This window comes from Prevotella sp. P3-122 (assembly GCF_002251365.1).
Classification (GTDB): Bacteria; Bacteroidota; Bacteroidia; order Bacteroidales; family Bacteroidaceae; genus Prevotella.
The window spans coordinates 19,821-43,394 of sequence record NZ_NPJH01000077.1 but is presented as its reverse complement, the minus strand read 5'-3'; the positions used below and the strand labels follow the sequence as shown (position 1 = coordinate 43,394).

At 51.0% G+C, this 23,574-nt stretch carries 15 protein-coding genes; 9 read left to right on the top strand and 6 right to left on the bottom strand.

Going from position 1 to position 23,574, the window contains the following annotated elements; genetic code table 11:
• Positions 1 to 354: 354 nt before the first annotated feature.
• Positions 355 to 1,662 (top strand): sugar porter family MFS transporter, encoded by a 1,308-nt coding sequence (locus CIL02_RS11870; protein WP_094401974.1) that lies wholly within the window; start codon positions 355 to 357, stop codon positions 1,660 to 1,662.
• Positions 1,663 to 1,718: 56 nt separating this feature from the next.
• Positions 1,719 to 4,991 (top strand): DUF5107 domain-containing protein, encoded by a 3,273-nt coding sequence (locus CIL02_RS11865; RefSeq protein WP_094401971.1) that lies wholly within the window; start codon positions 1,719 to 1,721, stop codon positions 4,989 to 4,991.
• 26 nt (positions 4,992 to 5,017) lie between these two features.
• Here the strand turns inward: CIL02_RS11865 and CIL02_RS11860 are convergent, their stop codons facing one another.
• The 4 genes from CIL02_RS11860 to CIL02_RS11845 all read right to left on the bottom strand — a co-directional run bounded on the left by CIL02_RS11860 (position 5,018) and on the right by CIL02_RS11845 (position 10,281).
• Positions 5,018 to 5,893, bottom strand: a complete 876-nt coding sequence (locus tag CIL02_RS11860) for an AraC family transcriptional regulator (RefSeq protein WP_094401969.1) — start codon at positions 5,891 to 5,893, stop codon at positions 5,018 to 5,020.
• Between the two features lie 168 nt (positions 5,894 to 6,061).
• Positions 6,062 to 7,747, bottom strand: coding sequence for an MFS transporter (locus CIL02_RS11855; RefSeq protein ID WP_094401973.1), 1,686 nt, complete (start codon positions 7,745 to 7,747; stop codon positions 6,062 to 6,064).
• A gap of 14 nt (positions 7,748 to 7,761) precedes the next feature.
• Positions 7,762 to 8,856, bottom strand: coding sequence for an HlyD family secretion protein (locus CIL02_RS11850; RefSeq protein ID WP_094401968.1), 1,095 nt, complete (start codon positions 8,854 to 8,856; stop codon positions 7,762 to 7,764).
• Positions 8,857 to 8,931: 75 nt separating this feature from the next.
• On the bottom strand, positions 8,932 to 10,281 hold the full coding sequence (locus CIL02_RS11845; RefSeq protein ID WP_094401966.1) for a TolC family protein: 1,350 nt from the start codon (positions 10,279 to 10,281) through the stop codon (positions 8,932 to 8,934).
• A gap of 193 nt (positions 10,282 to 10,474) precedes the next feature.
• Between CIL02_RS11845 and panB the strand changes: the two genes are divergently transcribed.
• The 4 genes from panB to coaBC all read left to right on the top strand — a co-directional run bounded on the left by panB (position 10,475) and on the right by coaBC (position 13,897).
• Positions 10,475 to 11,266, top strand: coding sequence for a 3-methyl-2-oxobutanoate hydroxymethyltransferase (panB, locus tag CIL02_RS11840; protein WP_094401965.1), 792 nt, complete (start codon positions 10,475 to 10,477; stop codon positions 11,264 to 11,266).
• A gap of 100 nt (positions 11,267 to 11,366) precedes the next feature.
• Positions 11,367 to 12,215 carry a pantoate--beta-alanine ligase gene (gene panC / locus CIL02_RS11835; RefSeq protein WP_094401963.1) on the top strand — a complete coding sequence of 283 codons (849 nt, stop codon included), beginning with the start codon at positions 11,367 to 11,369 and terminating at the stop codon, positions 12,213 to 12,215.
• Positions 12,216 to 12,218: 3 nt separating this feature from the next.
• Positions 12,219 to 12,611: an aspartate 1-decarboxylase gene (gene panD / locus CIL02_RS11830; protein ID WP_094401962.1), complete on the top strand. Its 393-nt coding sequence runs from the start codon at positions 12,219 to 12,221 to the stop codon at positions 12,609 to 12,611.
• Between the two features lie 92 nt (positions 12,612 to 12,703).
• Positions 12,704 to 13,897 (top strand): bifunctional phosphopantothenoylcysteine decarboxylase/phosphopantothenate--cysteine ligase CoaBC, encoded by a 1,194-nt coding sequence (gene coaBC, locus CIL02_RS11825; protein ID WP_094401960.1) that lies wholly within the window; start codon positions 12,704 to 12,706, stop codon positions 13,895 to 13,897.
• Positions 13,898 to 13,977: 80 nt separating this feature from the next.
• On the opposite strand, the gene CIL02_RS11820 is transcribed toward coaBC, so the two are convergent.
• Positions 13,978 to 14,460: an S-ribosylhomocysteine lyase gene (locus tag CIL02_RS11820; protein WP_094401958.1), complete on the bottom strand. Its 483-nt coding sequence runs from the start codon at positions 14,458 to 14,460 to the stop codon at positions 13,978 to 13,980.
• Positions 14,461 to 14,524: 64 nt separating this feature from the next.
• The gene (locus CIL02_RS11815; protein WP_094401957.1) at positions 14,525 to 15,199 is read right to left on the bottom strand and encodes a 5'-methylthioadenosine/adenosylhomocysteine nucleosidase; all 675 of its coding nucleotides are present in this window, start codon (positions 15,197 to 15,199) and stop codon (positions 14,525 to 14,527) included.
• Between the two features lie 218 nt (positions 15,200 to 15,417).
• On the opposite strand from CIL02_RS11815, the gene CIL02_RS11810 reads away from it, so the two are divergent.
• From CIL02_RS11810 to CIL02_RS11800, 3 genes are all read left to right on the top strand, one after another.
• Entirely contained in the window at positions 15,418 to 17,913 is a 2,496-nt protein-coding gene (locus tag CIL02_RS11810; protein ID WP_094401955.1) for a YfhO family protein, read from the top strand.
• Positions 17,914 to 18,055: 142 nt separating this feature from the next.
• Positions 18,056 to 20,749: a LamG-like jellyroll fold domain-containing protein gene (locus tag CIL02_RS11805; protein ID WP_094401954.1), complete on the top strand. Its 2,694-nt coding sequence runs from the start codon at positions 18,056 to 18,058 to the stop codon at positions 20,747 to 20,749.
• Between the two features lie 53 nt (positions 20,750 to 20,802).
• Positions 20,803 to 23,523 (top strand): bifunctional fucokinase/fucose-1-phosphate guanylyltransferase, encoded by a 2,721-nt coding sequence (locus tag CIL02_RS11800; protein ID WP_094401952.1) that lies wholly within the window; start codon positions 20,803 to 20,805, stop codon positions 23,521 to 23,523.
• The last annotated feature ends 51 nt before the right edge of the window (positions 23,524 to 23,574 follow it).

The window sequence follows — 23,574 nt, the reverse complement described above, 5'->3', positions numbered from 1 at the left end:
TATATCTCGAGTGACAATATATTGTTGCGTGGTCGATGCATATATATATCATTGCCGATAAGGTTAATAACCTTACGCCTGCAAGGTTAATAACCTTAAGGCCGTAAGGTTATTAACCTTATCAGGGATGCAAACGTATTCATATCCTATGGCAAACGGTTTCACCCACTTCATTTAATAATTTACTTCAGGAATAATATATTATTTTCTCTATCGTATCGAATTCTCTATAAATCCATCTTTCATCGCTGACAAAGATAACAAAATAATCCATCTTTTAAATCATTTTTTTCTATTTTTCTTGTGTTATATTATAATTATCTTTGCAAACGAAAACTAACATAATTCACAATGATGGGTAAAAACGAAAAGCAATATCTGTATTTTATTTGTGCAGTCTCCGCAATGGGAGGTCTGCTCTTTGGTTACGATTGGGTTGTTATCGGTGGTGCGAAACCTTTTTATGAGTTATTCTTTGGCATCAACGAATCCCCTCTGATGCAAGGTGTAGCCATGACAACGGCATTGATAGGATGCCTTGCAGGTGCTACGGTTGCCGGAGCAGCCGCTGACAAATATGGTCGAAAGCCACTGCTGATGGTATCAGCACTGTTGTTCACCATTTCTGCCATTGCCACTGGATTATTCAACGACTTCACCTTATTTAATATAGCGCGCTTCATCGGAGGTGTAGGTATCGGTGTGGCAAGCGCCCTTGCACCGATGTACATTGCAGAAGTAAGTCCTGCAGATATCAGGGGCCGGATGGTGAGTCTGAATCAGATGACCATAGTATTGGGTATTCTTTCCGCACAAATTGTCAACATGCTACTGGCAAGAGATACGACCGTAGCGGAGAGCCAGACATGGAACATTGAATGGGGATGGCGATGGATGTTCTGGGCAGAGACACTTCCTGCGGCCCTGTTCCTATTGATGAGTTTCTTCATTCCAGAGAGTCCGGTCTTCCTCCGTCTCAAAAAGGACCACGACAACGGAACGCTTCAGGGTTCGACCGAAGCGGGATTAAAAGAACTATTTCAGTCAAAATACAGTGGTTTACTACTTTTAGGACTGGTCATAGCTGTCTTCCAGCAGTGGTGCGGCACGAACGTGATCTTTAACTATGCACAGGAAATATTTGTGGGTGCAGGCTTCAACGTTGACGGTATGTTTATCAACATTGTAATCACGGGAATCGCCAATGTTGTATTTACCATCGTAGCACTCTTTACCATAGAGAAATGGGGGCGTCGCACGCTGATGCTGTTAGGTGCCGCAGGACTGGGACTGATTTACCTAATCCTCGGAACATGTTACTATGCTGGTGTGACAGGTATCGTTATGGTTATTCTCGTAGTGGCTGCCATCTCGGTGTATGCCATGACTTTAGGTCCTGTGACATGGACATTACTGGCAGAGATCTTCCCCAACCGTATCCGTGGTATAGCCATGGCTACCTGTACCTTCGCCCTGTGGGTGGGATGCTGCACCCTCACTTTCTCTTTCCCATCGATGAACGCGGCTTTGGGAAGCAGTGGATCTTTCTGGATTTACAGTGCCATCTGCTTGTGTGCTTTCCTTTTCCTCTTCCATCGTTGTCCGGAAACGAAAGGAAAGAGCTTAGAAGAATTGGAAAAAGAATTGGTTCTTAAGCAATAAGAATAATAATTGTTAATTCGCTCTGCTTTGGCAAGTGGGGCAAAAATAAAAAAATCATGGTAAAAGCGTGGAGAGAAACGGTTCTGATCCCAACGTATGAAATTGGGGAACCTGAAAAGAATCCTATTTTCTTGGAGAAAAGAGTCTATCAAGGATCCAGCGGTGTGGTCTATCCATACCCTGTCATCGAATCGATCAGTAACAAGAAGGTTGACAAAGAATGGAAGGCTGTCTATCTTGAAAACGAATATATAAAGGTGATGATACTTCCTGAGTTGGGAGGACGCATTCAGATGGCTTACGACAAGATCAAGAAGCGCCATTTTGTATATTATAATCATGTAATCAAGCCGGCTCTGGTAGGACTTACCGGTCCTTGGATATCCGGAGGAATAGAATTTAACTGGCCACAGCATCACCGTCCGTCAACTTATCTGCCTATCGACTCCACAATCAAGGAGAATGCCGATGGCAGTGTGACGGTGTGGGTGAGTGAGATAGAAAAGATGTTCCATCAGAAAGGAATGGCTGGCTTTACGCTGCGCCCCGGCTGTGCCTATCTTGAGATACACGGCGTACTATATAACCGCACAGATGTGCCGCAGACATTCTTATGGTGGGCAAATCCAGCCGTAGCTGTCAACGACGCATATCAGAGCGTCTTCCCACCAGATATTAATGCGGTGTTCGACCATGGGAAACGGGCGGTGTCTTCTTTTCCCATCGCCACAGGAACCTATTACAAGATGGACTACTCCGCCGGTGTTGACATCTCCAACTATCGTAACATCAAGGTGCCAACCAGCTATATGGGGGTGAACTCGCGCTTTAACTTCGAAGGCGGTTATGAGAACGATACTATGGCAGGTATGCTGCATGTAGCCAGCCACCACCTCTCTCCTGGCAAGAAGCAATGGACATGGGGTAACGGTGATTTCGGACAGGCATGGGATCGTAACCTCACGGATGACGACGGTCCGTATATAGAACTGATGGCAGGTGTATATACCGAAAACCAGCCCGACTTCACTTGGCTGATGCCCTATGAAGAAAAGAAGTTCGTCCAGTATTTCATGCCTTACAGGGAGCTGGGCATCGTCAAAGAAGCATCAAAGGATCTGATGCTCAATATCGAAGAGACCGCCTCAGGAAATATAACTTTCAAGGTCTTCGCTACCAGCAGACAATCTGTACGTATTGAGCTGACCAGTGACAATGGATCCGTTTTGTATGATGAGTGTCATGAACTATCTCCCGAAAAAGTGTTGGTGAAGTCGGTGGATACAAAGGGTATCTCTTTCGGAGAACTGAACCTGAAGATATATAAGACACTATATGAGAAAGAGAGTTGTGTGATGCACTGGCATACGGAAAGCGACGAGATCCGCCCGATACCTGATAGTGCCGAGGCTGCGCTGCTGCCCGAACAGGTGAAGACCAACGAGCAGCTCTATCTCACCGGCCTGCACCTGGAGCAGTACCGCCACGCAACTTGGTGCCCGACAGATTACTATGAAGAGGCTTTGCGACGTGACCCCAATGACATCCGTTGTCTCAATGCCATGGGACTATGGTATATCAGAAAATGTCGTTTTGACAAGGCGGAGGAGTATCTTCGAAAGGCCGTCAAACTATCACAGAAGCGCAATCCTAATCCCTATGATGGGGAACCTATCTATAATCTGGCCATTGCTTTAAAGTATCAAGGACAGTTGGAGGAGGCTTACGAATGGTTCTGGAAAGCCACTTGGAACAAGGCGTGGACAGATGCCGGATATTTTGAAGCTGCTAAAATCAGCGTTGCACAACAGCGATTAGATGATGCGATAGAAGAGCTTAACCGCTGTCTGATCTTCAATGCACATAACCAAAAAGCATTGGCGCTGAAAGCCTCAGTTCTTAGACATATGAAGAAAGAAGACCAAGCACTTGTCGTATGTGAAGAGGCATTGGCCATTGATCCCTTTAACTACGGTTGCCTGTTTGAGCAATTCTTGTTAACAGAGGCAACAGAAAAACTGGATGAGATGGTCCAACTTATGCATGGTATGTCCAACAACTACGACGAGATTGCACTCGATTATCTGTCGGCCGGATTGCGAGAGGAAGCCGAGGCGTTATGGCAGACAGCCATCAACGAAGGGGCTGTCACCCCTATGACGTACTACTACATTGGACGTTATGAGGAGGCCGAACAACAAAGCCCCAACTACTGTTTCCCAAACCGACCAGAGGCAGCTATAGCATTGGAGAAGGCAAAGAGAGAAAATCCCAAGGGAGCACGGGCACCGTATTACCTGGGGTGTCTTTATTACGACAAACGACAGTATGACGTTGCTATTGAAAACTGGGAATTATCGGCAACCCTTGATCCGATGTTTCCTACCGTATGGCGTAACCTTGCTCTGGCACGTTTCAATAAACAAGACAGGCAGAAAGAGGCTGTGGAATATATGGAGAAAGCCTTTGCGCTGGATCATACCGACAGTCGTATCCTCATGGAGCTGGATCAGTTATACAAACGCATACAGAAGTCACCTGCCAAACGACTGCAAATCCTTCAGCAATATCCCCAACTTACAGCACAACGTGATGACCTGCTGTTGGAGGAGATCACCCTGCTCAACCAAGTGGGAAAATATCAAGAGGCAATGACAAAGTTGGACAGTCATCAATTCCATCCCTGGGAAGGTGGTGAGGGTAAGGTACCCACACAATATCAGATTTGTAGGGTGGAACTGGCAAAACAAGCTATTGCTGACAAGGCATACGACAAAGCGATCAAGCTTCTGGAAGAATGTCTTGAATATCCCCACCATTTAGGTGAAGGAAAGCTATATGGTGCCCAAGAGAACGACTTCTATTATCTGCTCGGCTGTTGCCATGAGGCTCTGGGTGAGAGAGACAAAGCGCACCAGTGTTGGGAGCTGGCGACACAAGGTCCTCAAGAACCGGCAGCCGCCATGTATTACAACGATGCAAAGCCTGATAAAATTTTCTATCAAGGACTGGCTTTGATAAAGTTGGAACATAAAGACCAAGCGAACGGTCGTTTCTATAAACTCATCAACTTTGGCAAACAGCATATCTTTGAGAAACAGGTAATGGACTATTTCGCTGTGTCGCTACCCGACTTACTTATTTGGGAAGACTCACTCGACCGTAAGAATGAGATTCACTGTAAGTATATGCTGGCTTTAGGCTACTACGGACTGGGTGAGACCGAGAAAGGTAAGCGTTATCTCTCCGAGTTACTTCAGGCTGACATCAACCATCAAGGCATTATGCAACTACAGTCATTAATAGATTTGAACCATTTATCCAAATAACTAGGGTGTGCATCAAACTGCACACCCTATTTTTCCCTTTTCTCCACCCTGTAGTTTACTGGCGACATTCCTACCTGCTTCTTGAAGAATGTTCCGAAGGCCGAGGGATTAGGGAAGCTAAGCGAGTCGGATATCTCCTTGATGGTCTTGTCGGTATTCATTATCAGGAAGATGGCGCGCTTGGTGATGGCCTTGAACACGAGCTGCTGCACGGTGCATCCCGATACCGACTTCACCATCTGTGTGAGGTATTTCGGCGACAGACATAGTTTCTCGGCATAGAACCTCACGCTTCTCTCCTCATGGTAGTGTTTGCTTATGAGCCTCATAAGCTCTGCATAGATGTCCATCTTGCGCCCAGCAGAGTCGGTGCCGAAGGTGCGGCTGCAGAAGATGTCGCAGAGCCTGTATGTCAGTGACAGCATCAGTAGGGTAAGCTCGTCATCGTTGAAGTTGCTGTCGGACATAGTCGCTGCCGATGACAGCAGCTCTGAGTATCTCAGCAGGTCTTCCTCATGTCCCGTATGCCATACTGTGCAGGCCGTAGGGTTGACAATCTCAAGTAGTCTCATGCCGGCAATGGTGCTGCCCAGCAGGTCGCGTATGGAGTCGGAGCTGTAGAATATCAGCGAGTAGCCCAGGTCGTAGCTTTGTCCCTCGATATGGAAGTATGAGCCACGTGTGAGGAAAACTGTTTCTCCTTGCTTGGCCTCGTGTCTGATGCCGTTGCTTGCAAAGCAGAAGCTTCCCCGGTGGCATACTATTATTCCTATATGCTCAACGAGGAAGCTTCCGTAGAATATCTTGGGAAATCTGTTCTGTATTCCCCCAGAGCAGCACAAGCGGTTGCTTGCAGCGAGCTGTTTGTCCAGCAGTTCCAGATCTGTATTATAGGCTTCCATTGGTATAGTTAGTTTACAACAGACGTTTTTTCGGGTGCTAAGATAGTGAAAAAAACTATACTCTCCAAATGTCAGGCCATAAATTAATGTTTCTCAAATGTCCCCAGAATGCCGCCGAGCTTGCTTTGGGCTGACTGGAACTCTGGTGAACCGCTTTCGGGGTGTTGGTTACAGTGCGGCAGTCGCTATTGGTGGCGGAGTATCGCGCACGTCCTTTGATATGTCCCTTTTGGGCCATGGCACCATCACCACGATGGCGGCGCATGCAAGGCATCCGTAGATAGTCCATCCAGCCATCTCCTTGATGGTAGACAGCGTTGCCTGCACCTGTATCTTGCCCTTTGCAGACATTGCTGCCATGTGCTGCGCCTCGGTCTCGCTCTTGCCCTGATACTGCATACCCCGTGCCGTCTGGTCGTATGATGCCGCCGTCTCGGCGTTGGTGCGGTCCATGCCGTGGGCATAGCGCGTGATGTAGTATTGCTGGCGGTACTGCAGTACGGTACCGTAGAGTGCGGAGCCTATGCCCGGCGCCACAATCATGCGCACGGTGAGCATTATGCACACCCATGTCGACATGAGCCTGTAGGGCATGCGCTGGTTGGCGTAGACGGCAGTCAGCGAGTAGAGCAGCATCATGCCCGTGCCCCTGATGATGACGGGCCATTTCATGCGCTCGTACAGGCCGTCGGTCTGTACCTCGAAGTACATGAAGAGCGAGGCTGCGCCTATGAGTAGGAAGCCCATGGCGAAGAGCCATTTCAGGTGGTAGCCCTTGGAGCTGCTCACTATTGCCATGACAAGGCCGATGAAGTAGCCCACGAGAACCCAGTTGCCGAGCATGGCGTTCTGGATGTTCTCCGTCTTCATGCCCACGCTGACAAAGACGTTGACGAACATCTGGCTCGAATTGAGTATCATCAGTCCCATGAACAGCAGTATGCCGCCCTGGATGCTGCGGTGCTTGAAGGCCTCAAGCAGGAAGTATGGCGACTGCCTGGTCTTCTCAAGATATATGAACAGCGCCGTGGAGACAACGCATATCAGCGTGGCCCAGCGTATGGTCGAGTCGTCGTACCAGTCGAGTACCTTGCCATATACCATAATATATATGAACGAGCAGCACATCAGCGAGAATACCACCACGTTGCCGAACTTGGAGAATGACAGCGGGATGTGCCTTGTGGGGTAGGGGTTGTAGGGCATGGTGAACAGGATGATGAGTATGGCCACGAGCATGGCGCCCATCATGGCGTAGTATACCATCTGCCACTCGTAGTTGTAGGCGAACCATGCCGTAAGCCATGTGCCGAGTTGTCCGAGCAGCATGAAGAAGAAGTATATGGTTGGCATGCTCGCCGTCTTTTCCTTGTCCAGCTTGTCCCATCCCTCCTCGCTGTCTGGCTCGTTGCCCGGTGTGAGGTTGCGCGTGGCCTCGATGCCGAAGCCGTACTTGATGAGGGTGAAGAGGTTGCACATGAGCAGAACCTGCCTTACAAAGCCCATTATGAGGCTGCACAGAGCCAGCAGGAACAGGCTGTCGGTGTTGGCGCAGACGTAGCTGAGCATTGCCAGCAGCGAGAAGCCTGCCACGCACATGAGTTTCTGGCGGCGCACGCACACCAGGGTGTAGAAGAATGGCGAGAAGGCCGCCATGCCCACAGACGTGACAAAGCCTATGAAGGAGATGTGTTCAGACAGGATGCCAAGCCCTCCCACCATCTCGCTGCTGTTGGCCGAGTAAGCGCCGCTAACGGTCATGATAGGTATGAAAAGGGCCACCAGGAAGATGATGCCGAGAGGCTTGGGCACCCAGTCGTAGAACGGGAAATTCTTTGGAAGTTGTTGTTGCATACGTGTGCAGGACATTAGAGTTGTGCCTTTACTACTACCATCATGCCGGCTACCAGACGGTCGTTGTCCTCCTTGCTCAGGCCCTCGAACTCAATGCGTACGGGCACGCGCTGCTGTATTTTCACGAAGTTGCCTGCCGAGTTGTCGGTAGGCACGAGCGAGTATTTCGAGCCTGTAGCTCCTGAGATGGCTGTAATCTTTCCGTTGAAGACTTTACCGTTGATGGCGTCGACGGTCATCTTCACCTTCTGGCCGACATGGAGGTTTTCCACCTGTGTCTCCTTGTAGTTTGCGATGACCCATTTCTCAGTGTCAGGCATGATGTAGGTAATGGTCTGTCCGGCGTTCACGGCCTGTCCCTCCTCAAGGGCGCGTCGTCCGAGCTTGCCGTCGCATGGTGCGAGCACTACGCAGTAGGACAGGTTGAGTCTTGCCATCTCCAGTGCGGCCTCGGCACGCTCTATGGCCGCCTCACTGTTGGCACGGCGTGTCTGCACCTCGTTCACACCCGAGTAGGCGGCTTTCTGCTGCCTGCGTGTGGCGTCGAGCTTTTTCTTTGTGGCGTCATACTCCGTCTCTATCTGCTCCAGCTGTATGGGCGTGGCGGCATTCCTTGCCACCAGGTTCTGGTATCTCTGCTTGTCTTTCTCCAGCTTGGCGAGCCTTATCTCAATCTCCGCTATCGATGCCTCGTAGACTGTGGCCGAGGTCTCGGTGGTCTGCAGTGATGCGTTCACGACGTTGGCACCGGCTTGAGCGTCCTTGAGTGCGGCCTCTGCCTCCATGACCCTGATGCGGTACTCGCGGTCGTCGAGAACCAGCAGCGTATCGCCCTTCTTGACGTCCTGATGCTCCTTGAAGTATATTTTCTTGATGTAACCAGTAGCACGCATGTTTACTGGAGATATGTACTGCTCAATCTGAGCGTCGTTGCTTGTCTCGGTGTTCTTGTAGTCAAGGAAGAGGCATGCTATCTCGAAGATGCCCCATACGAGTATGGCCACTCCTATGGCGCTGACTACGTATTGGCGTATGCGTTGTTTCTTCAGTTTCTTTGCAGTTGCCTCTGCTGATGTGGGTGCGCTATTGTTGTTCGTATTTGTATCCATGACGGTATATTTGTTATCGTTATCGTTTTCGTTATCGTTTATCGTTATCGTTATCGTTATCGTTTTCCGTTATCGTTATCGTTTTCCGTTATCGTTTAGGCTGCCCTTCACAAGCCTTTCCAGCTGCCCTGTGAGCTTGAGCAGGGTGAGGTTGGACACCTGGTAGTTGTAGTGGGCGGTGAGATAGTTGTTCTGAGCGTCGCTCATGCTCATCTCGTCCTGCAGCACCTCGGTCATCGATGCTATGCCCTCACGGTAGCGGTCGCTTGTCACCTTGTACACGTCCTCAGCCAGCAGGTAGTTGTCGCGCTGCTTGCTGAAGTTGCGCTGGTTGTTTGCCTGGTCGTTGACGGCATTGGCGTATTGCGTCCTCATGTTCTTGAGAGTGTTCTCGTAAGATATTTTTGCATTGTCGATGTCCACTTGCGCCTTGCGTATCTTTGACCTTTTCTCGAAACCGTCGAAGACGGGAACGCGCAGCGATAGGCCGATGCCGTTGGACTGGTACCAGTGGTTGGACTCGCCGGAGTGGAACCAGTTTTTGAACTTGTCTGTGTATGCCGTGTATGCCCATGTGCCGGTGAGTGACAGCGTAGGCAGATAGCCGTCGCGCACGAGCTTCTGCTGCTTCTCGGCCAGAGTCTGCTGCTGTCTGAGCATCTGCAGCTCGTACAGGTTCTCGTTGAGTCCTGACAGCTCGGCCATGTCCTGTATGTCCATGGTGGCATGCTCCACGGCGATATCGGCGTCAGCAGGATAGTCGAGAATGTATTTCAGCATGTTGTACTGCTGTACGAGCATGGCCTTTGCGTTGTCGTGCTGTACCATGAGGTTCTCAAGGTTGACGCTTACCCTCTTCACGTCAACCTCAAGCGCCATGTCGTTGTCGTAGAACGCCTTCGTGATGTCCCTGAGCTCCTCCAGTCTTTTGATGTTGTCGCAGATGATGCCTATCTGCTCCTCGGTGTTCTGAGCCAGGTAGTACATCTTGCTTATCTGTACTATAAGGTCCTCGCGCGCCTTCTCGTAAGACAGGGTGTTAAGGTGGTCAAGGGTCTTGGCAATGTCAACCGCCGTAAGGGCTGTCTGGCTGTAGAGAGGCATCTGCAGCTGCAGGCTTGCCGAGGCATTGTACTGCAGGGTCTTGGTGACGTTGTAGAGCTTGCCGTAGGCCGTACCGTCGGTTACGGACACTGCGGGGTCGAAATTGTCGTTGAAGCCTGCGCCGAGGTTTATCTGCGGCAGCAGCTTGGCGCGGTTCTCGCTGATGGCGTGCTTGCCTTTGACCACGTTTCCCTCGTAGGTCTTCAGCGAGAGGTTCCTCTCAATGCCCATCTGCAGGCATTGCGACAGTGACAGCCTCTCTTCTGCCGACATGTGCAGGGAAGAGAGTGTCAGAGTGAAAATGAACAGAAATTTTCTCATACCTATCTATTATTCTGAAAATCGGATGCAAAGTTACTGTATATTACCCATATAGGACTATTCATAGAATATCGCAAACTGTTCATATTTTCCTTTTCAGCCGTCAAGTGACGTTAACAAAAGCTAAATGAACAGAGAGAGGCAACCTAAAGTTTCCCTATTATCGTATTTTGCAGTACTTTTGCACGGAAAAATGAAACATACAGCTACATATTATCAACAACAGAAGGGCAAGCGCGTGCTCAGCATGCTCACTGCCTATGACTACCATACGGCCAGTATCGTCGACGAGGCTGGCATCGACATGATCCTTGTCGGCGACTCTCTTGGCAATGTCATTCTCGGATATGACAACACCCTTGCCGTGACCGTAGAAGATATGATACACCATGGCAGGGCGGTATGCCGCGGGGCGAAGAACGCCTTCGTTGTCGTCGACATGCCCTTTATGTCGTATCAGACCTCGGTATACGATGCCGTCAGCAATGCGGGACGCATCATGAAGGAGACCAACTGCCAGGCAGTGAAGCTGGAGGGAGGTGCCGTGTATGCCGACCGCATACGTGCCATCGTGGATGCGGGAATACCCGTCGTCGCCCACATCGGCCTTACGCCGCAGTCGTTCAACACTCTGGGAGGATACAAGGTGCAGGGCAAGACGGAGGACTCTGCCCGAAAGCTCATGGAAGACGCACAGGCCGTGGAGAAGGCAGGAGCCTTTGCCATAACGCTGGAGTGCGTGCCTGCCGACATTGCAGCCGCCATCACGCAGCGCACGTCGGCACTGACCATAGGCATCGGCGCTGGCAACCAGTGCGACGCGCAGGTGCTCGTCTGTCACGACATGCTCGACTATAGCGGCGGCTTCACTCCAAGGTTCGTACGCAAGTACGCGTCGCTACACGACACCATGCTGCAGGCATTCCGGCAGTATAAGGATGATTGCGAGAACAGAACATTCCCCGCACAAGAGAATATGTTTTAGGTCTGAGGTCAAAGGTCTGAGGTCAAAGGTCTGAGGTCTATTCCCTCTATCTCCTCTATCTGCTCTATCCCCTCTATTCCCAGAAAAAAACTTTCACCAAATGCAAATAGTAAAAACAATCAAGGAAGTGCGCGCCATAGTAAAGGAATGGCGCCGCTCGGGGCTCACAGTAGGCCTCGTGCCCACTATGGGCTACCTGCATGAAGGCCATCAGAGCCTCATTGCCAAGTCGGCACAGCAGAACGACCGCACGGTAGTGTCGGTATTCGTCAACCCCATACAGTTTGGTCCAAATGAGGACCTTGAGGCATACCCGCGCGACATAGAACATGATATGAAGGCCGTGGAGACGGCTGGCGGAGACCTCATATTCCATCCGGAACCATCGGAGATGTATCCTCCGCATTTCACATCCTTCGTTGACACCACTGAGACTACAGAGCTGCTCTGTGGAGCATGCCGGCCAACCCACTTCCGCGGAGTATGCACCGTTGTGAGCAAGCTGTTCAACATCGTGCAGCCTGACAGGGCCTACTTCGGGCAGAAAGACGCACAGCAGCTGGCAACCATTCGGCGCTTCGTACGTGACCTCGACTTCGACATAGAGATTGTGCCATGTCCTATTGTGAGGGAGGACGACGGACTGGCCAAATCGAGCCGTAACACATACCTCAGCAAGGAGGAACGGCAGGCTGCCCTCGTACTGTCGCGCAGCCTGAAGGCTGGACACGACGTTATAGAGAAAGGCGAGCGCAGCGCAGACAACGTAATAAAAGTCATAAGGGACGTGCTGGAGAAAGAGCCTCTTGCGCGCGTGGACTATGTAGAGGTGGTGGACTTCTGCAACATACAGCGCACGGAGACGATAACTGGAGAGGTGCTCGTGGCTATAGCGGTGTATATAGGCAAGACACGACTCATAGACAATTTTATCTGGAGAGAGGAGTAGGGCATGGAACTGACAATGCTTAAGGCGAAGATACACCGCGCCACGGTCACGCAGGCTGAGATAGACTATGTCGGCAGCGTCACCATCGACTCATACCTGCTTGAGCAGTCGGGCATCATGGAATATGAGAAGGTGCAGATTGTCGACGTAGACAATGGCGGCCGACTGGAGACTTACGTCATTGCCGGCGAGCGAGGCTCGGGCATTATATGCCTCAATGGTGCTGCGGCACGGTGCGTTAAAGTGGGCGACAAGGTTATCATCATGGCTTACGCCAACCTCACACCGCAGGAAGCTGCTGTCCATAAGCCGACGGTGCTGTTCGTAGACGCGGATAACGCTATTGTGCGTAAGGCCCACTACGAGAAACATGGCCTGCTGGAGGAAATGGAATAGTACGGTCAAAGGTCTGAGGTCTGAGGTCTAAGGTCAAAGGTCGAAGGGCTGGGGTCTAAGGGTTAATGTTGGATATCAAAGATATTAATTGGATGCTAAGCGGAAAAACAATACTTCTAGGAGTTAGCGGCAGTATAGCTGCATACAAGATAGCAAATCTCGCCTCGATGCTTGTCAAGGCGCATGCTGACGTACACGTCATCATGACGCGCAACGCCTGCCAGTTTATTACGCCAGTGACTTTCGAGACGCTAACAGGCAACAAGTGCATCGTTGACACCTTTGACCGCAATTTCGAGTTCAATGTCGGGCATGTGTCGCTGGCTGCTAAGGCCGATGTCTTCATGGTTGCTCCCGCAACGGCTAATGTCATTGGGAAGATGGCGGCAGGCATCGCCGATGACATGCTCACAACGACCATCCTCGCCTGCAAGGCTCCAAAGGTTATTGCGCCTGCCATGAATACCAACATGTGGGAAAACCAGATAGTGCAGGACAATATTTCAAAACTTAAGGCATACGGCTACGATATAATGATGCCGGCAGAGGGACGCCTGGCATGTGGTGACACAGGACGCGGCAAGCTGCCTTCGGAGGAGTTGCTCATGCAGCGCATTCTCTTCCATACAGCATGTCCTCACGACATGGCGGGACTGAGGGTTCTCATCACGGCAGGCCCTACAAGGGAGCACATAGACCCCGTAAGGTTCATAACCAACCGCTCCACGGGAAAGATGGGATATGCCATAGCCAAGATGGCTTGCCTGCGCGGAGCAAATGTGGTGCTCGTCAGTGGCCCTGTGGGATTGCGCCCCTTCGATGGTGTTACCGTGGTAGACGTCGTTAGTGCAGATGACATGCATAGAGAGACCGTAGCCCGCTCGGCCGATGCGGATATCATAGTGATGTGCAGTGCCGTGGCAGACTATACGCCTGCCTGCTACTCGGAGCAGAAGATTAAAAAGAATGATGGTGACATGAATATCCCCTTGACCCGCACAACCGACATCCTTGCAGAGCTTGGCCAGAATAAAAAGCCCGGGCAGACACTCGTTGGCTTTAGTATGGAGACCGCCAATCTGATTGCCAACTCCACGGCGAAGCTCGAAAAGAAGCATGCCGACATGATATGTGCCAATTCCATCAGCGAGGAAGGCACGGGATTTGCCGCCGACACCAATAGAGTCTCCATCATTACCCGCGATGGAGTAGAGCAGCTCCCTCTGTGCTCCAAAGACCAGACGGCAGCACTCATTCTCGACAAAATAATGAGAAACCGCCCTTAGCCCTTAGTCCTTAGTCCTCAGCCCTTAGTCCTTAGTCCTCAGCCCTTAGTCCTTCGACCTCAGCCCTTAGTCCTTCGACCTCAGCCCTTCTCCGGATATTCCAGATTTTCGGGCTTGATGTCTCTCAATACTTCTAAATATTTTTTTGCTTCGAGTCGTGCCATGGGCAGGTCGTGCAACAGGTAGTTGCCGCAGTCTTGTGGCTGTGTCCCCGGCACCTCACCTTGATAGTCGGCTATGAAGGCGAAGGTGTCTATCATTAGTTGCAGGATATCACGGCTCTCAAGGTCACCTCTGACGAGGAAGTAGTTGCCTGTGAGGCATCCCATTGGACCCCAGTATATTATCCTGTCTGCCCACTGGGCGTTGTTCCTCAGGTAGGTAGCTGCCAGATGCTCTATGGTGTGCAGGGCACCCTGGTGCAGAGCCGGCTCGCGGTTGGGTGCCTTCATGCGGATGTCGAATGTCGTTACCACATCGTTGCCGACGTTGTCCTTGCGGCTAACGTAGATGCCAGGCAACAGGCGCAGGTGGTCTATGGTGAAGCTCGGTATTTTTTTCATATCTTGTTTTTTGAAATAAAGTTTTGGCGAAGGAAGTACTATAAACTATATGGCACAGGAAGCACTATAATTTTGAGAGAAAGTCTTTTGTGACGTTAAAGCTGCCCTCGGCCATACGGTTCCAGAAGTCGAAATACTGTGAGGCATCAGTGTCGTTGAGTGGTACGTCGCTGATTATTCTGAACGACACGAAAGGTGTCTTGTATTTGTGGCATGTCTGCGCAATGGAGCAGCTCTCCATGTCAACAGCCTTTGCTGTGGGGAAATGGTCGAGTATGGACATCATTTTCTCGCGGCTGTCAACAAACCACTCTCCGCTAACTATTAGGCCTGCCGTTACATTTCCACAGCTCAAGGCCTTGTCCACGAGAGCCTGCGGCGACTTGTATCTTGCCGGCATGCCCATTATCTGTCCGTACTCACACTCGCTGCCGCAGTAGGCGTCGTGGTATGTGCATTCTGTAGATACCACGACGTCGAGTGGCGACATTTTAGCGTCCGCACCACCAGCCACGCCTGTGGATATTATCAGGTCGGGGGCATAGCGGTTTATCATTTCCACGGCTCCTATGGCAGAGTTCACCTTTCCAATGCCGCATTGTTGCATGATTACCTCGTTGTCTCCAATCCTGCCACTGACAAAGTCTGTGTTGTGGTAGTGCTCCTTGCAGCTGTCGTCAAGGAGTGTCATCAGCTGTGCGAACTCCTTGTCCATGGCTACTATAATTCCAATTCTCATATCTTGTTCAATATTCGTCAACTATATGAGGGGTGTATGTGTAGGGTTGCAAAAGTATAAAAAAAAAATGATGTGTGGAAATGTTTTTCATACATTTGTAGCCGAATGTCATATTTTTCCCGTATCTTTGCATACTGAGAAATAGCCTGTTGCCGTGCGGCCACCGGGGCTATGCATTCTCGCATACTCTTCGGATAATAAAAAACGAAATACAACAAATGAAGGAAAGGTTAAAACAACTGTTGCCCGACATTATTGTCGTAGCACTCTTTGCCGCTATCGCATTCTTTTATTTCATGCCGGCTGACATAGACGGCAGAATACTCTACCAGCATGACTCACAGGCCGGAAAGGGCCTCGGGCATGAGCTAAGCGAATATTACCAGAGGACGGGGGAGAGAAGCCGGTGGTCGAATTCCGTGTTCGGAGGTATGCCCACCTATCAGACGGCACCGTCGTACAAGAGTACCGACAGTCTGGCGGCTCTTGCCAAGGCTTATCATCTGTGGCTGCCAAGCTACGTGTGGTATGTCTTTGCCTATCTGCTGGGTTTCTACATACTGCTGCGCTCGTTCGACTTCCGCCGCCATCTCGCTGTGCTGGGCTCGGTGATATGGGCGTTCTCATCCTATTTCTTCATTATCATTGCTGCAGGCCATTACTGGAAGGTGGAGGCTCTCGCATATCTGCCACCAATGATAGCCGGCGTGGTGCTGAGCTTCCGGGGCCGTTACCTGCGCGGCTTCCTCGTTACGGCGATATTCTCGGCTTTCGAGGTGCTGGCAAACCATGTGCAGATGACTTACTATTACCTGTTTATCATTATCTGCATGATAGTGGCCTACCTCGTAGAGGCAATACGGAACAAGCGGATGCTCCATTTCCTGAAAGCCTCTGCAGTGTGTGCAGCTGGTGCCGTAATAGGTATCTGCGTCAATATTTCGAACCTCTATCATACATGGGAATACGGACAGGAGAGCATGAGAGGAAAGAGCGAGCTGGTGAAGGCCAACTCGGCTAATCAGACAAGCTCGGGACTGGACCGCGACTATATTACCCAATGGAGCTACGGTATTGACGAGACATGGACGCTGCTGGTGCCTAATGCCAAGGGTGGTGCGTCGGTGCCCCTTGCCATGAACAAGACTGCCATGGACAAGGCCGACCCTAACTTTATCCCCGTTTACCAGCAGATGGGACAGTACTGGGGTAACCAGCCCGGCACAAGTGGCCCCGTGTATGTGGGAGCCTTTGTTATGATGCTCTTTGTCTTGGGACTGTTCATCGTCAAGGGACCTATGAAGTGGGCGCTGCTCGTGGCAACCGTGTTGTCGATACTGCTGTCGTGGGGACGCAACTTTATGCCCTTCACCGACTTCTTCCTCGACTATGTGCCCATGTATGCCAAGTTCAGGACGGTGGCGTCGATACTTGTCATTGCAGAGTTCACGATACCACTGCTTGCCATGATGGCACTCAAGACAATAGCTGATGATCCGACCATACTGAACAAAAAGCTTAAGACATTCTATCTCAGCTTTGCCCTCACGGGTGGAGTATGCCTGTTGTTCGCTCTGATGCCGTCGGTATTCTTCTCCGACTTCGTGTCAGCGCAGGAGATGAGGTCGCTGCAGCAGATACCGCAGGAGTATCTCAGCCAGCTCCTCCCTAACCTCCGGGCTATGAGGCAGGCAGTGTTTACTGCCGACTGCTGGCGCTCGCTGGCCGTAATTGTTGCAGGCACGCTCGTGCTGTTGCTTTTCAAGGCGGGCAAGCTCAAGCAGACATGGATGGTGGGCACGCTTACCATGCTGTGCCTTGTCGATATGTGGGCGGTGAACAAGCGCTACCTCAACGACGACATGTTTGTTGAGGCAAGTGTGAAGGAGGCTCCTGTGCCAATGACCGACGCTGACCGTGAGATTCTGCAGGACAAGGCACTCGACTATAGGGTGCTGAACCTTGCCTCGAACACCTTCAACGAGAACGAGACATCATACTACCACAAGAGCATCGGTGGCTACCATCCTGCCAAGTTGCGCCGCTATCAGGAAATGATAGACGCATACATAGCGCCTGAGATGAGAAAGCTGATGCCGGCAATAGCAGAGACCATGGGAGATATGACCAAGGTGAACGGTGACTCTGTATGGCCTGTGCTAAACATGCTGAATACAAAGTATTTCATTGTGCCGTTGCAGGGTGGACAGACGGTGCCCATACAAAACCCATACACCTACGGCAATGCATGGATGGTTGACAAGATTACATATGTTGACAATGCCAATGACGAGATAGCGGCTGTAGGGAAGGTCAACCTTAGACACGAGGCCGTTGCCGACAAGCGTTTCAAGGACGTGCTTGGAGAGGCGGTAGCGCAGGACGAGGTGTCGGTAGCTTCTATTACTGCCTACGATGCCAACAAATTAGCTTACGAGGTGAGCACGGGCAAGGGAGGAATCCTTGTCTTGTCGGAGATTTACTACCCGGGATGGAAGGCTACCGTCGACGGCAAGCCCGTAGAGGTGGGACGAGTAAACTATATATTGCGAGCCATCAACATCCCGGCTGGAAAACACAAGGTTGAGCTGACATTCTTCCCGAAGAGCGTCGACAATACAGAGACTGCGGCATACATAGCGTATGCTATAGTAATCATAGTGATTCTGGCAACATTGGCAAGAGCATGGTGGAAGAGAAGGAAAGGGAAATAGCTCCCTTCCTTCCTACCATACCTACATCCTACAAAAAACTACATAACCTTTAAAACCTATACCATTAACGCAACCTTCATCATCTACAAATAACCTAAGCCACTATACAATAACATAAATCCCTTCTTAATATCCAATAACAATGACTATAAGAACCTTTATCCTATCAGCAGCAGCAAGCTGCGCAATGATATCTTTGGCTCAGGAGCCAAGAGTGTCATCGAGCATGTATCTCAACCCTCAGCCAACGGGAGCAACCCTGGTGCCATTCTCCATATTCTCCGATGGCTTAAAGTTCCCCATACGATGGGGACTCGACGTGGCATGGGATAGCGAGCAGAACGTCAGAAAGGGCATCAACCATATTGGCAAGGAGAATATCTCCATAATGAGAAGCAGTTTCCAGACTACTTACCCGCTTGTTGACGACAAGGAGCTCACGTCAAGCCAGATAGCGCGACTGGACACCAGGACAAAGCTAATAAACCTTGTCGGCACTGATGTTGACATCGTACTGAACGAGGACCAGGAGGCAGGCATTCACAGCTACTATGTGGAGAACGGTGTCGCCAACACCGACCACTGGGCAGAGCTTATCAATGCCAGCGTGAAATGGCTCAACGAGAACTATCCCAAGCATAAGGTTGTCGCCATATCGCCATACAATGAGCCCGACTTCGGCTGGGGACAGGGCAATCTTGCGAGCTTCAAGGAGATTGCACAGAAACTGAAGGCAAACTATCCGCTTTTTGCTGATGTTGCCATTACGGGAGGAAATACCCTGAACTGTGACGAGGCTCTGAAATGGTACAACGGCCTCAAGCCTTATGTCGATTGGGGCAACACGCATCAGCTGGCAGGCTCGTTTGACACCTATGCCAATTTCTTCAAGACGGTGGCCGAGGACGGCAACTACCCTTATGCCGACGAGCTCCACAATGTCGGTGAGGCAATGGTGGGCGCAGAGTATGGCATGAAGATGGGTGTATGGTGGGGCTTCGACAGCCGCGCCCGTGGAGAGTTCTGCCGTATAAGCAACAGCGGCTCAAGACTGGCTTATGCCGAAAACCGTCCGGCATGGACATCAGCATCTGTATATCGTGACGAGACATCGGGAGAGGTGAAGGCGTTCATAGGCTCGTCAGAGAGGCAGGCCAATACCTCAAGCTTCCTTTTCGTCTCCAAGGACAAGGATGTCTACTACGACGGCTACGGCCCCGTAAGGGAGCTGAATATGTCTGTGCCGGGAGGTACAGGATATCAGAACGGACAGACTAATGCGGAGAGGGTGATTGACGTTACTTGGGGAGCTGACGTGCAGCCAAGCGTCATAAACGGGAGGTACAGGATTATGAACAGGAGCACACGCTATGTGGCTGCTGAGTATGGCTCAGACAACATTGCTCTCGTGAAGGCGGCTGACAACTCCAGTGCTCAGATATGGGATGTCGCACCCGTAAGCGACCGTATAGGCGGCGACTATAGCTTCCTTACTTTTACGAATGCTGCTGACAGGAGGCACATGAACGTGTTGAACTTCTCGACGGTGAGCGGAGCAAATGTCATAGCATATGATGGTGGAAACTCCTCTAACGAGCAGTGGTACCTTAAATATTATGGTAACGGCTGCTACTACATACTGAACCGTGAGTCGGGATTATGCCTCATGGCGGCTTCTTCGCAGCAGACCAACGGCACGAATATCGTGCAGGGGCTGTTTGATGACTCTTCCGTGGCCAAGCGTAATCTGCGTTTGTGGCAGTTCCTGCCTGAGGGCGCTGCATGCGAGATTATCCCCCCTGCCATACCCAAGGGACTTACAGCCAAGGCTTCTACGGCTTCGGTGACATTGCAGTGGACGGCAAATACCGAGGCCGACCTTGCAGGTTATATGGTTCTTAGGGCTGATGCTGGCGATACCAACTGGAACACCATAGCACGCAAGGTACAGGGTACAAGCTTTACAGACAACACTTGCTTGCCGGGACATGAGTACCAGTATGCCGTGAAGTCCATAGACATGAGCGACAATATGTCGAAAGCCTGTACGGCGGTGGAGGCAGCTCCGGTAGAGGGTAATGCGTTAGTTGCCAACTGGCAGTTTGACGATATGCTTGCCGACAATACCGACAATGCCCTCGACGTGGCAGTCTACGGCAAGACGGTGTTCTCTACAGAGCACAAGTCGGGAGAGAAATCGCTCTACCTGAGCGGCACCGACAACTATGTGCAGTTGCCTTACACCATTGCCTCATACGACAAGATGACCGTGGCTATGTGGGTGAACTGGCGCAACACGTCATCGGCATGGCAGAGGCTGTTTGATTTTGGTAATGGTGTGGATGAGTATATGTTCCTCACTCCGAGCAATGGCTCGGTAATGCGCTTTGCCATCAAGAATGGTGGTGACGAGCAGGTGGTGGCATGCCCGACCAAGCTCGCTGCCAACTCTTGGCATCATGTCGCTGTTTCATTAGGAGATGGTACCGTCAGAATATTTGTTGATGGAGAGGAAGTCGCTCAGGCTACGGGCATCACCATCAAACCATCGGATTTCAATCCTGTGCTCAACTATATCGGACGAAGCCAGTTCAATGCCGACCCAATGTTCAAGGGATATATCGACGATGTGCGGATATTCAATTATGACCTTCAGGCAGATGATGTGAAAGAAATAATGGCCGACCTGACCAACGGAGTGCAGAATGTTGAAACTGACGAGGCGGTAAATACGGCCACATACACTATCGATGGCAAGGCCGCTGGCAAGAATGCCAAAGGACTGCTCATCAGAAAGGCTTCTAACGGTAAGGTAACAAAGGTTATAGAGAAATAAACTATAAAAGGAAAAGAAACTAAGGTTATAGAGAAATAAACGATATTTAGGGTATGAAAAAACTTCTGTCACTGCCCCCTAATCTTGTAGGCTGTTTCCATGATATAACGGGTTATAGCAAGGATGAATGGTTTTGCACAAATGACCCCGTGGACCACAAGCTCGGTTCGGGTGGAGGCTCGACATGGCTGTTGCAGCAGGCCTATCACAATGATGTTGCCAAAGGCTCTAAGGACGGTGAACCAACTTTCGGCCAGTGGCTGGCAAGTGAACGGCGGTTGCTGCTTCATGCCGGTGGACAAAGCCGCAGGCTGCCTGCTTATGCGCCTTCGGGAAAAGTGCTTACTCCGATACCTGTCTTCAGGTGGGAGAGGGGACAGAAGCTTGCGCAGGACTTGCTGTCGTTGCAGTTGCCGCTATATCAGAAGATTATGGATGCAGCACCTGATAGCTTACATACCATGATTGTGAGTGGTGACGTGATGATTAGAAATACGCAGCCTCTGCAGCCTATTCCTGATGCCGACGTTGTATGCTACGGACTGTGGCTCGGACCGGAGACTGCCCATAACCATGGTGTGTTCGTATCATCAAGACAGACACCGTCAGTACTGAAGTGTATGTTGCAGAAGCCTTCCGTTGAAAAGCTTGGCGAACTGCTTAAGGACCATTACTATCTGACTGACATTGGTGTATGGCTGCTTAGCGACAGGGCTGTAAAGGTATTGATGTCACACAAGGGAGAGTACGACTTGTACAGTGAGTTTGGCGGTGCTATGGGAACACATCCAACGCTCGATGACCCAGAGGTGAGAGGGCTGAAGGTTGCTGTGCTGCCACTGCCTGGTGGGGAGTTCTATCATTTTGGAACATCACGGGAGCTGCTGTCGTCCACTCTTGCCATTCAGAACCTGGTCAATGACCAGAGAAGGATAATGCATCTCTCCCGCAAACCACATCCAAGCATTTTTATCCAGAATACCATAATGTCGCTGAAGGTTACGGCGGACAATACCGATGTGTGGATAGAGAATTCCTTTGTCGGCAAGGACTGGTCTCTCTCCTGCCGCAACATCATTACCGGCGTGCCTGTCAACGAATGGCACGTGGCATTGAGGCCAGGGCAATGTGTGGACATTGTCCCTATGGATGAGAGTAGTTACGTTGTGCGACCTTATGGCTTTGATGATAAGTTTGCTGGGGATGAGCAGCAGAAGAGGCTGTTCCCGGTTGCCAACGGAGTGGAGGAGGCCGGACGCTTGCTGAGATACATGCTCGGCCAGGAGCCAGAGGCGAAAAGACTCTACGAGGAGGCACGTAAGATGAGTGCGGAGGAGATATCGGCAACAGCAAATCTCAGAAGGCTCTTCGCTCAGCGCAATGAATATAGGAAACATAACTGGCAGGCTCTGGCCCAGAACTATGAGCACAGCGTGTTCTATCAGCTCGACCTTCATGATGCGGCACGGCAGTTTGCAGACAATGGTATAGAGATGCCTGCTCCGCTGCCTGACGACGCACCGTTGATAACGCGTATGAAGGATGCCATGTTCAGAGGCCAATCGGACAAGGCGTTCTCCTTGCTCAGGGAGGGAATACTGACAACACCAGTAAACAATGACGGGACTGGTGCTGAGATGGTTCGCCCTTGTCGTGCTGTGGCCGACGACCAGATAGTATGGGGACGCTCGCCTGTGCGTATAGACATAGCTGGTGGGTGGACGGACACTCCGCCGTTCTGTCTCATGGAAGGAGGTAATGTGGTCAATTTTGCCATTGAGCTGAACGGCCAACAGCCTATACAGACTTACGTGAAGCCGTGCAAGGAGCATCACGTTGTACTGAGAAGTATTGACTTGGGGGCTTCAGAGATAGTAGAGACCTACGGACAACTGGCCGACTTCAAGAAAGTGGGAAGCCCGTTCTCTATCCCCAAGGCTGCTCTTGCCCTCGCAGGTTTTCTTCCACAATACTCTGGGACATGTTATCCTGATTTGAAGACACAGTTGGCCGACTTCGGCTGCGGCATGGAGGTTACACTTCTTTCTGCCATACCAGCAGGAAGTGGGCTCGGTACAAGCAGCGTCCTTGCTGCTACGGTGCTCGGAACGCTCAACGACTTCTGCTCACTTGGCTGGGACAAGAATGAAATTTGCCACCAGACCCTTGTGCTTGAACAGCTGCTTACTACAGGTGGAGGATGGCAGGACCAGTCGGGAGGAGTGTTGCAGGGCGTGAAGCTCCTGCAGACATCGGCGGGATTTGGACAGACGCCAACGGTGAGATGGCTACCTTCCGACCTATACACGCAGCCTGAATATCAGGCGTGCCATCTGCTATATTATACCGGGCTGACGAGGACAGCCAAGACCATACTTTCGGAGATTGTTCGCAAGATGTTCCTAAATCAGCATGACCAGCTGGTGCTGCTGAGGGAGATGAAGGAGCATGCCATGATGATGTATGAGGCTATACAGCGCAACGACTTCAACGACATGGGGCGGCTTGTAGGTAAGACGTGGCTTCAGAACCAGGCTCTCGACGCAGGTACTAATACGCCGGAGGTATACAGGCTGACACAGCTTGTCGATGACCTGTGCCTCGGATATAAGCTCCCGGGAGCAGGAGGCGGAGGATACCTGTATATGATAGCCAAAGACCCAGAAGCGGCAGCAAGGATAAAAGTCATTCTGAATGCCAATGCGCCTAATGCCAATGCAAGGTTTGTAAACATGGCGCTAAGCAAAGTGGGCATGCAGGTCAGCCGCAGCTGAATGGTATTTCCTGATATTAATCTATCCAGCACTTTTGAGCAAGTCTTGCAA

Excerpts from the sequence above, each read along its gene's own strand:
- CIL02_RS11855 (WP_094401973.1), bottom strand. The coding sequence starts at position 7,747 with ATGCAACAACAACTTCCAAAGAATTTCCCGTTCTACGACTGGGTGCCC.
- CIL02_RS11870 (WP_094401974.1), top strand. The coding sequence starts at position 355 with ATGGGTAAAAACGAAAAGCAATATCTGTATTTTATTTGTGCAGTCTCC.
- panB (WP_094401965.1), top strand. The coding sequence starts at position 10,475 with ATGAAACATACAGCTACATATTATCAACAACAGAAGGGCAAGCGCGTG.
- CIL02_RS11865 (WP_094401971.1), top strand. The coding sequence starts at position 1,719 with ATGGTAAAAGCGTGGAGAGAAACGGTTCTGATCCCAACGTATGAAATT.
- coaBC (WP_094401960.1), top strand. The coding sequence starts at position 12,704 with ATGCTAAGCGGAAAAACAATACTTCTAGGAGTTAGCGGCAGTATAGCT.
- CIL02_RS11845 (WP_094401966.1), bottom strand. The coding sequence starts at position 10,281 with ATGAGAAAATTTCTGTTCATTTTCACTCTGACACTCTCTTCCCTGCAC.
- panD (WP_094401962.1), top strand. The coding sequence starts at position 12,219 with ATGGAACTGACAATGCTTAAGGCGAAGATACACCGCGCCACGGTCACG.
- CIL02_RS11810 (WP_094401955.1), top strand. The coding sequence starts at position 15,418 with ATGAAGGAAAGGTTAAAACAACTGTTGCCCGACATTATTGTCGTAGCA.
- CIL02_RS11805 (WP_094401954.1), top strand. The coding sequence starts at position 18,056 with ATGACTATAAGAACCTTTATCCTATCAGCAGCAGCAAGCTGCGCAATG.
- CIL02_RS11850 (WP_094401968.1), bottom strand. The coding sequence starts at position 8,856 with ATGGATACAAATACGAACAACAATAGCGCACCCACATCAGCAGAGGCA.
- CIL02_RS11800 (WP_094401952.1), top strand. The coding sequence starts at position 20,803 with ATGAAAAAACTTCTGTCACTGCCCCCTAATCTTGTAGGCTGTTTCCAT.
- CIL02_RS11815 (WP_094401957.1), bottom strand. The coding sequence starts at position 15,199 with ATGAGAATTGGAATTATAGTAGCCATGGACAAGGAGTTCGCACAGCTG.
- CIL02_RS11860 (WP_094401969.1), bottom strand. The coding sequence starts at position 5,893 with ATGGAAGCCTATAATACAGATCTGGAACTGCTGGACAAACAGCTCGCT.
- panC (WP_094401963.1), top strand. The coding sequence starts at position 11,367 with ATGCAAATAGTAAAAACAATCAAGGAAGTGCGCGCCATAGTAAAGGAA.
- CIL02_RS11820 (WP_094401958.1), bottom strand. The coding sequence starts at position 14,460 with ATGAAAAAAATACCGAGCTTCACCATAGACCACCTGCGCCTGTTGCCT.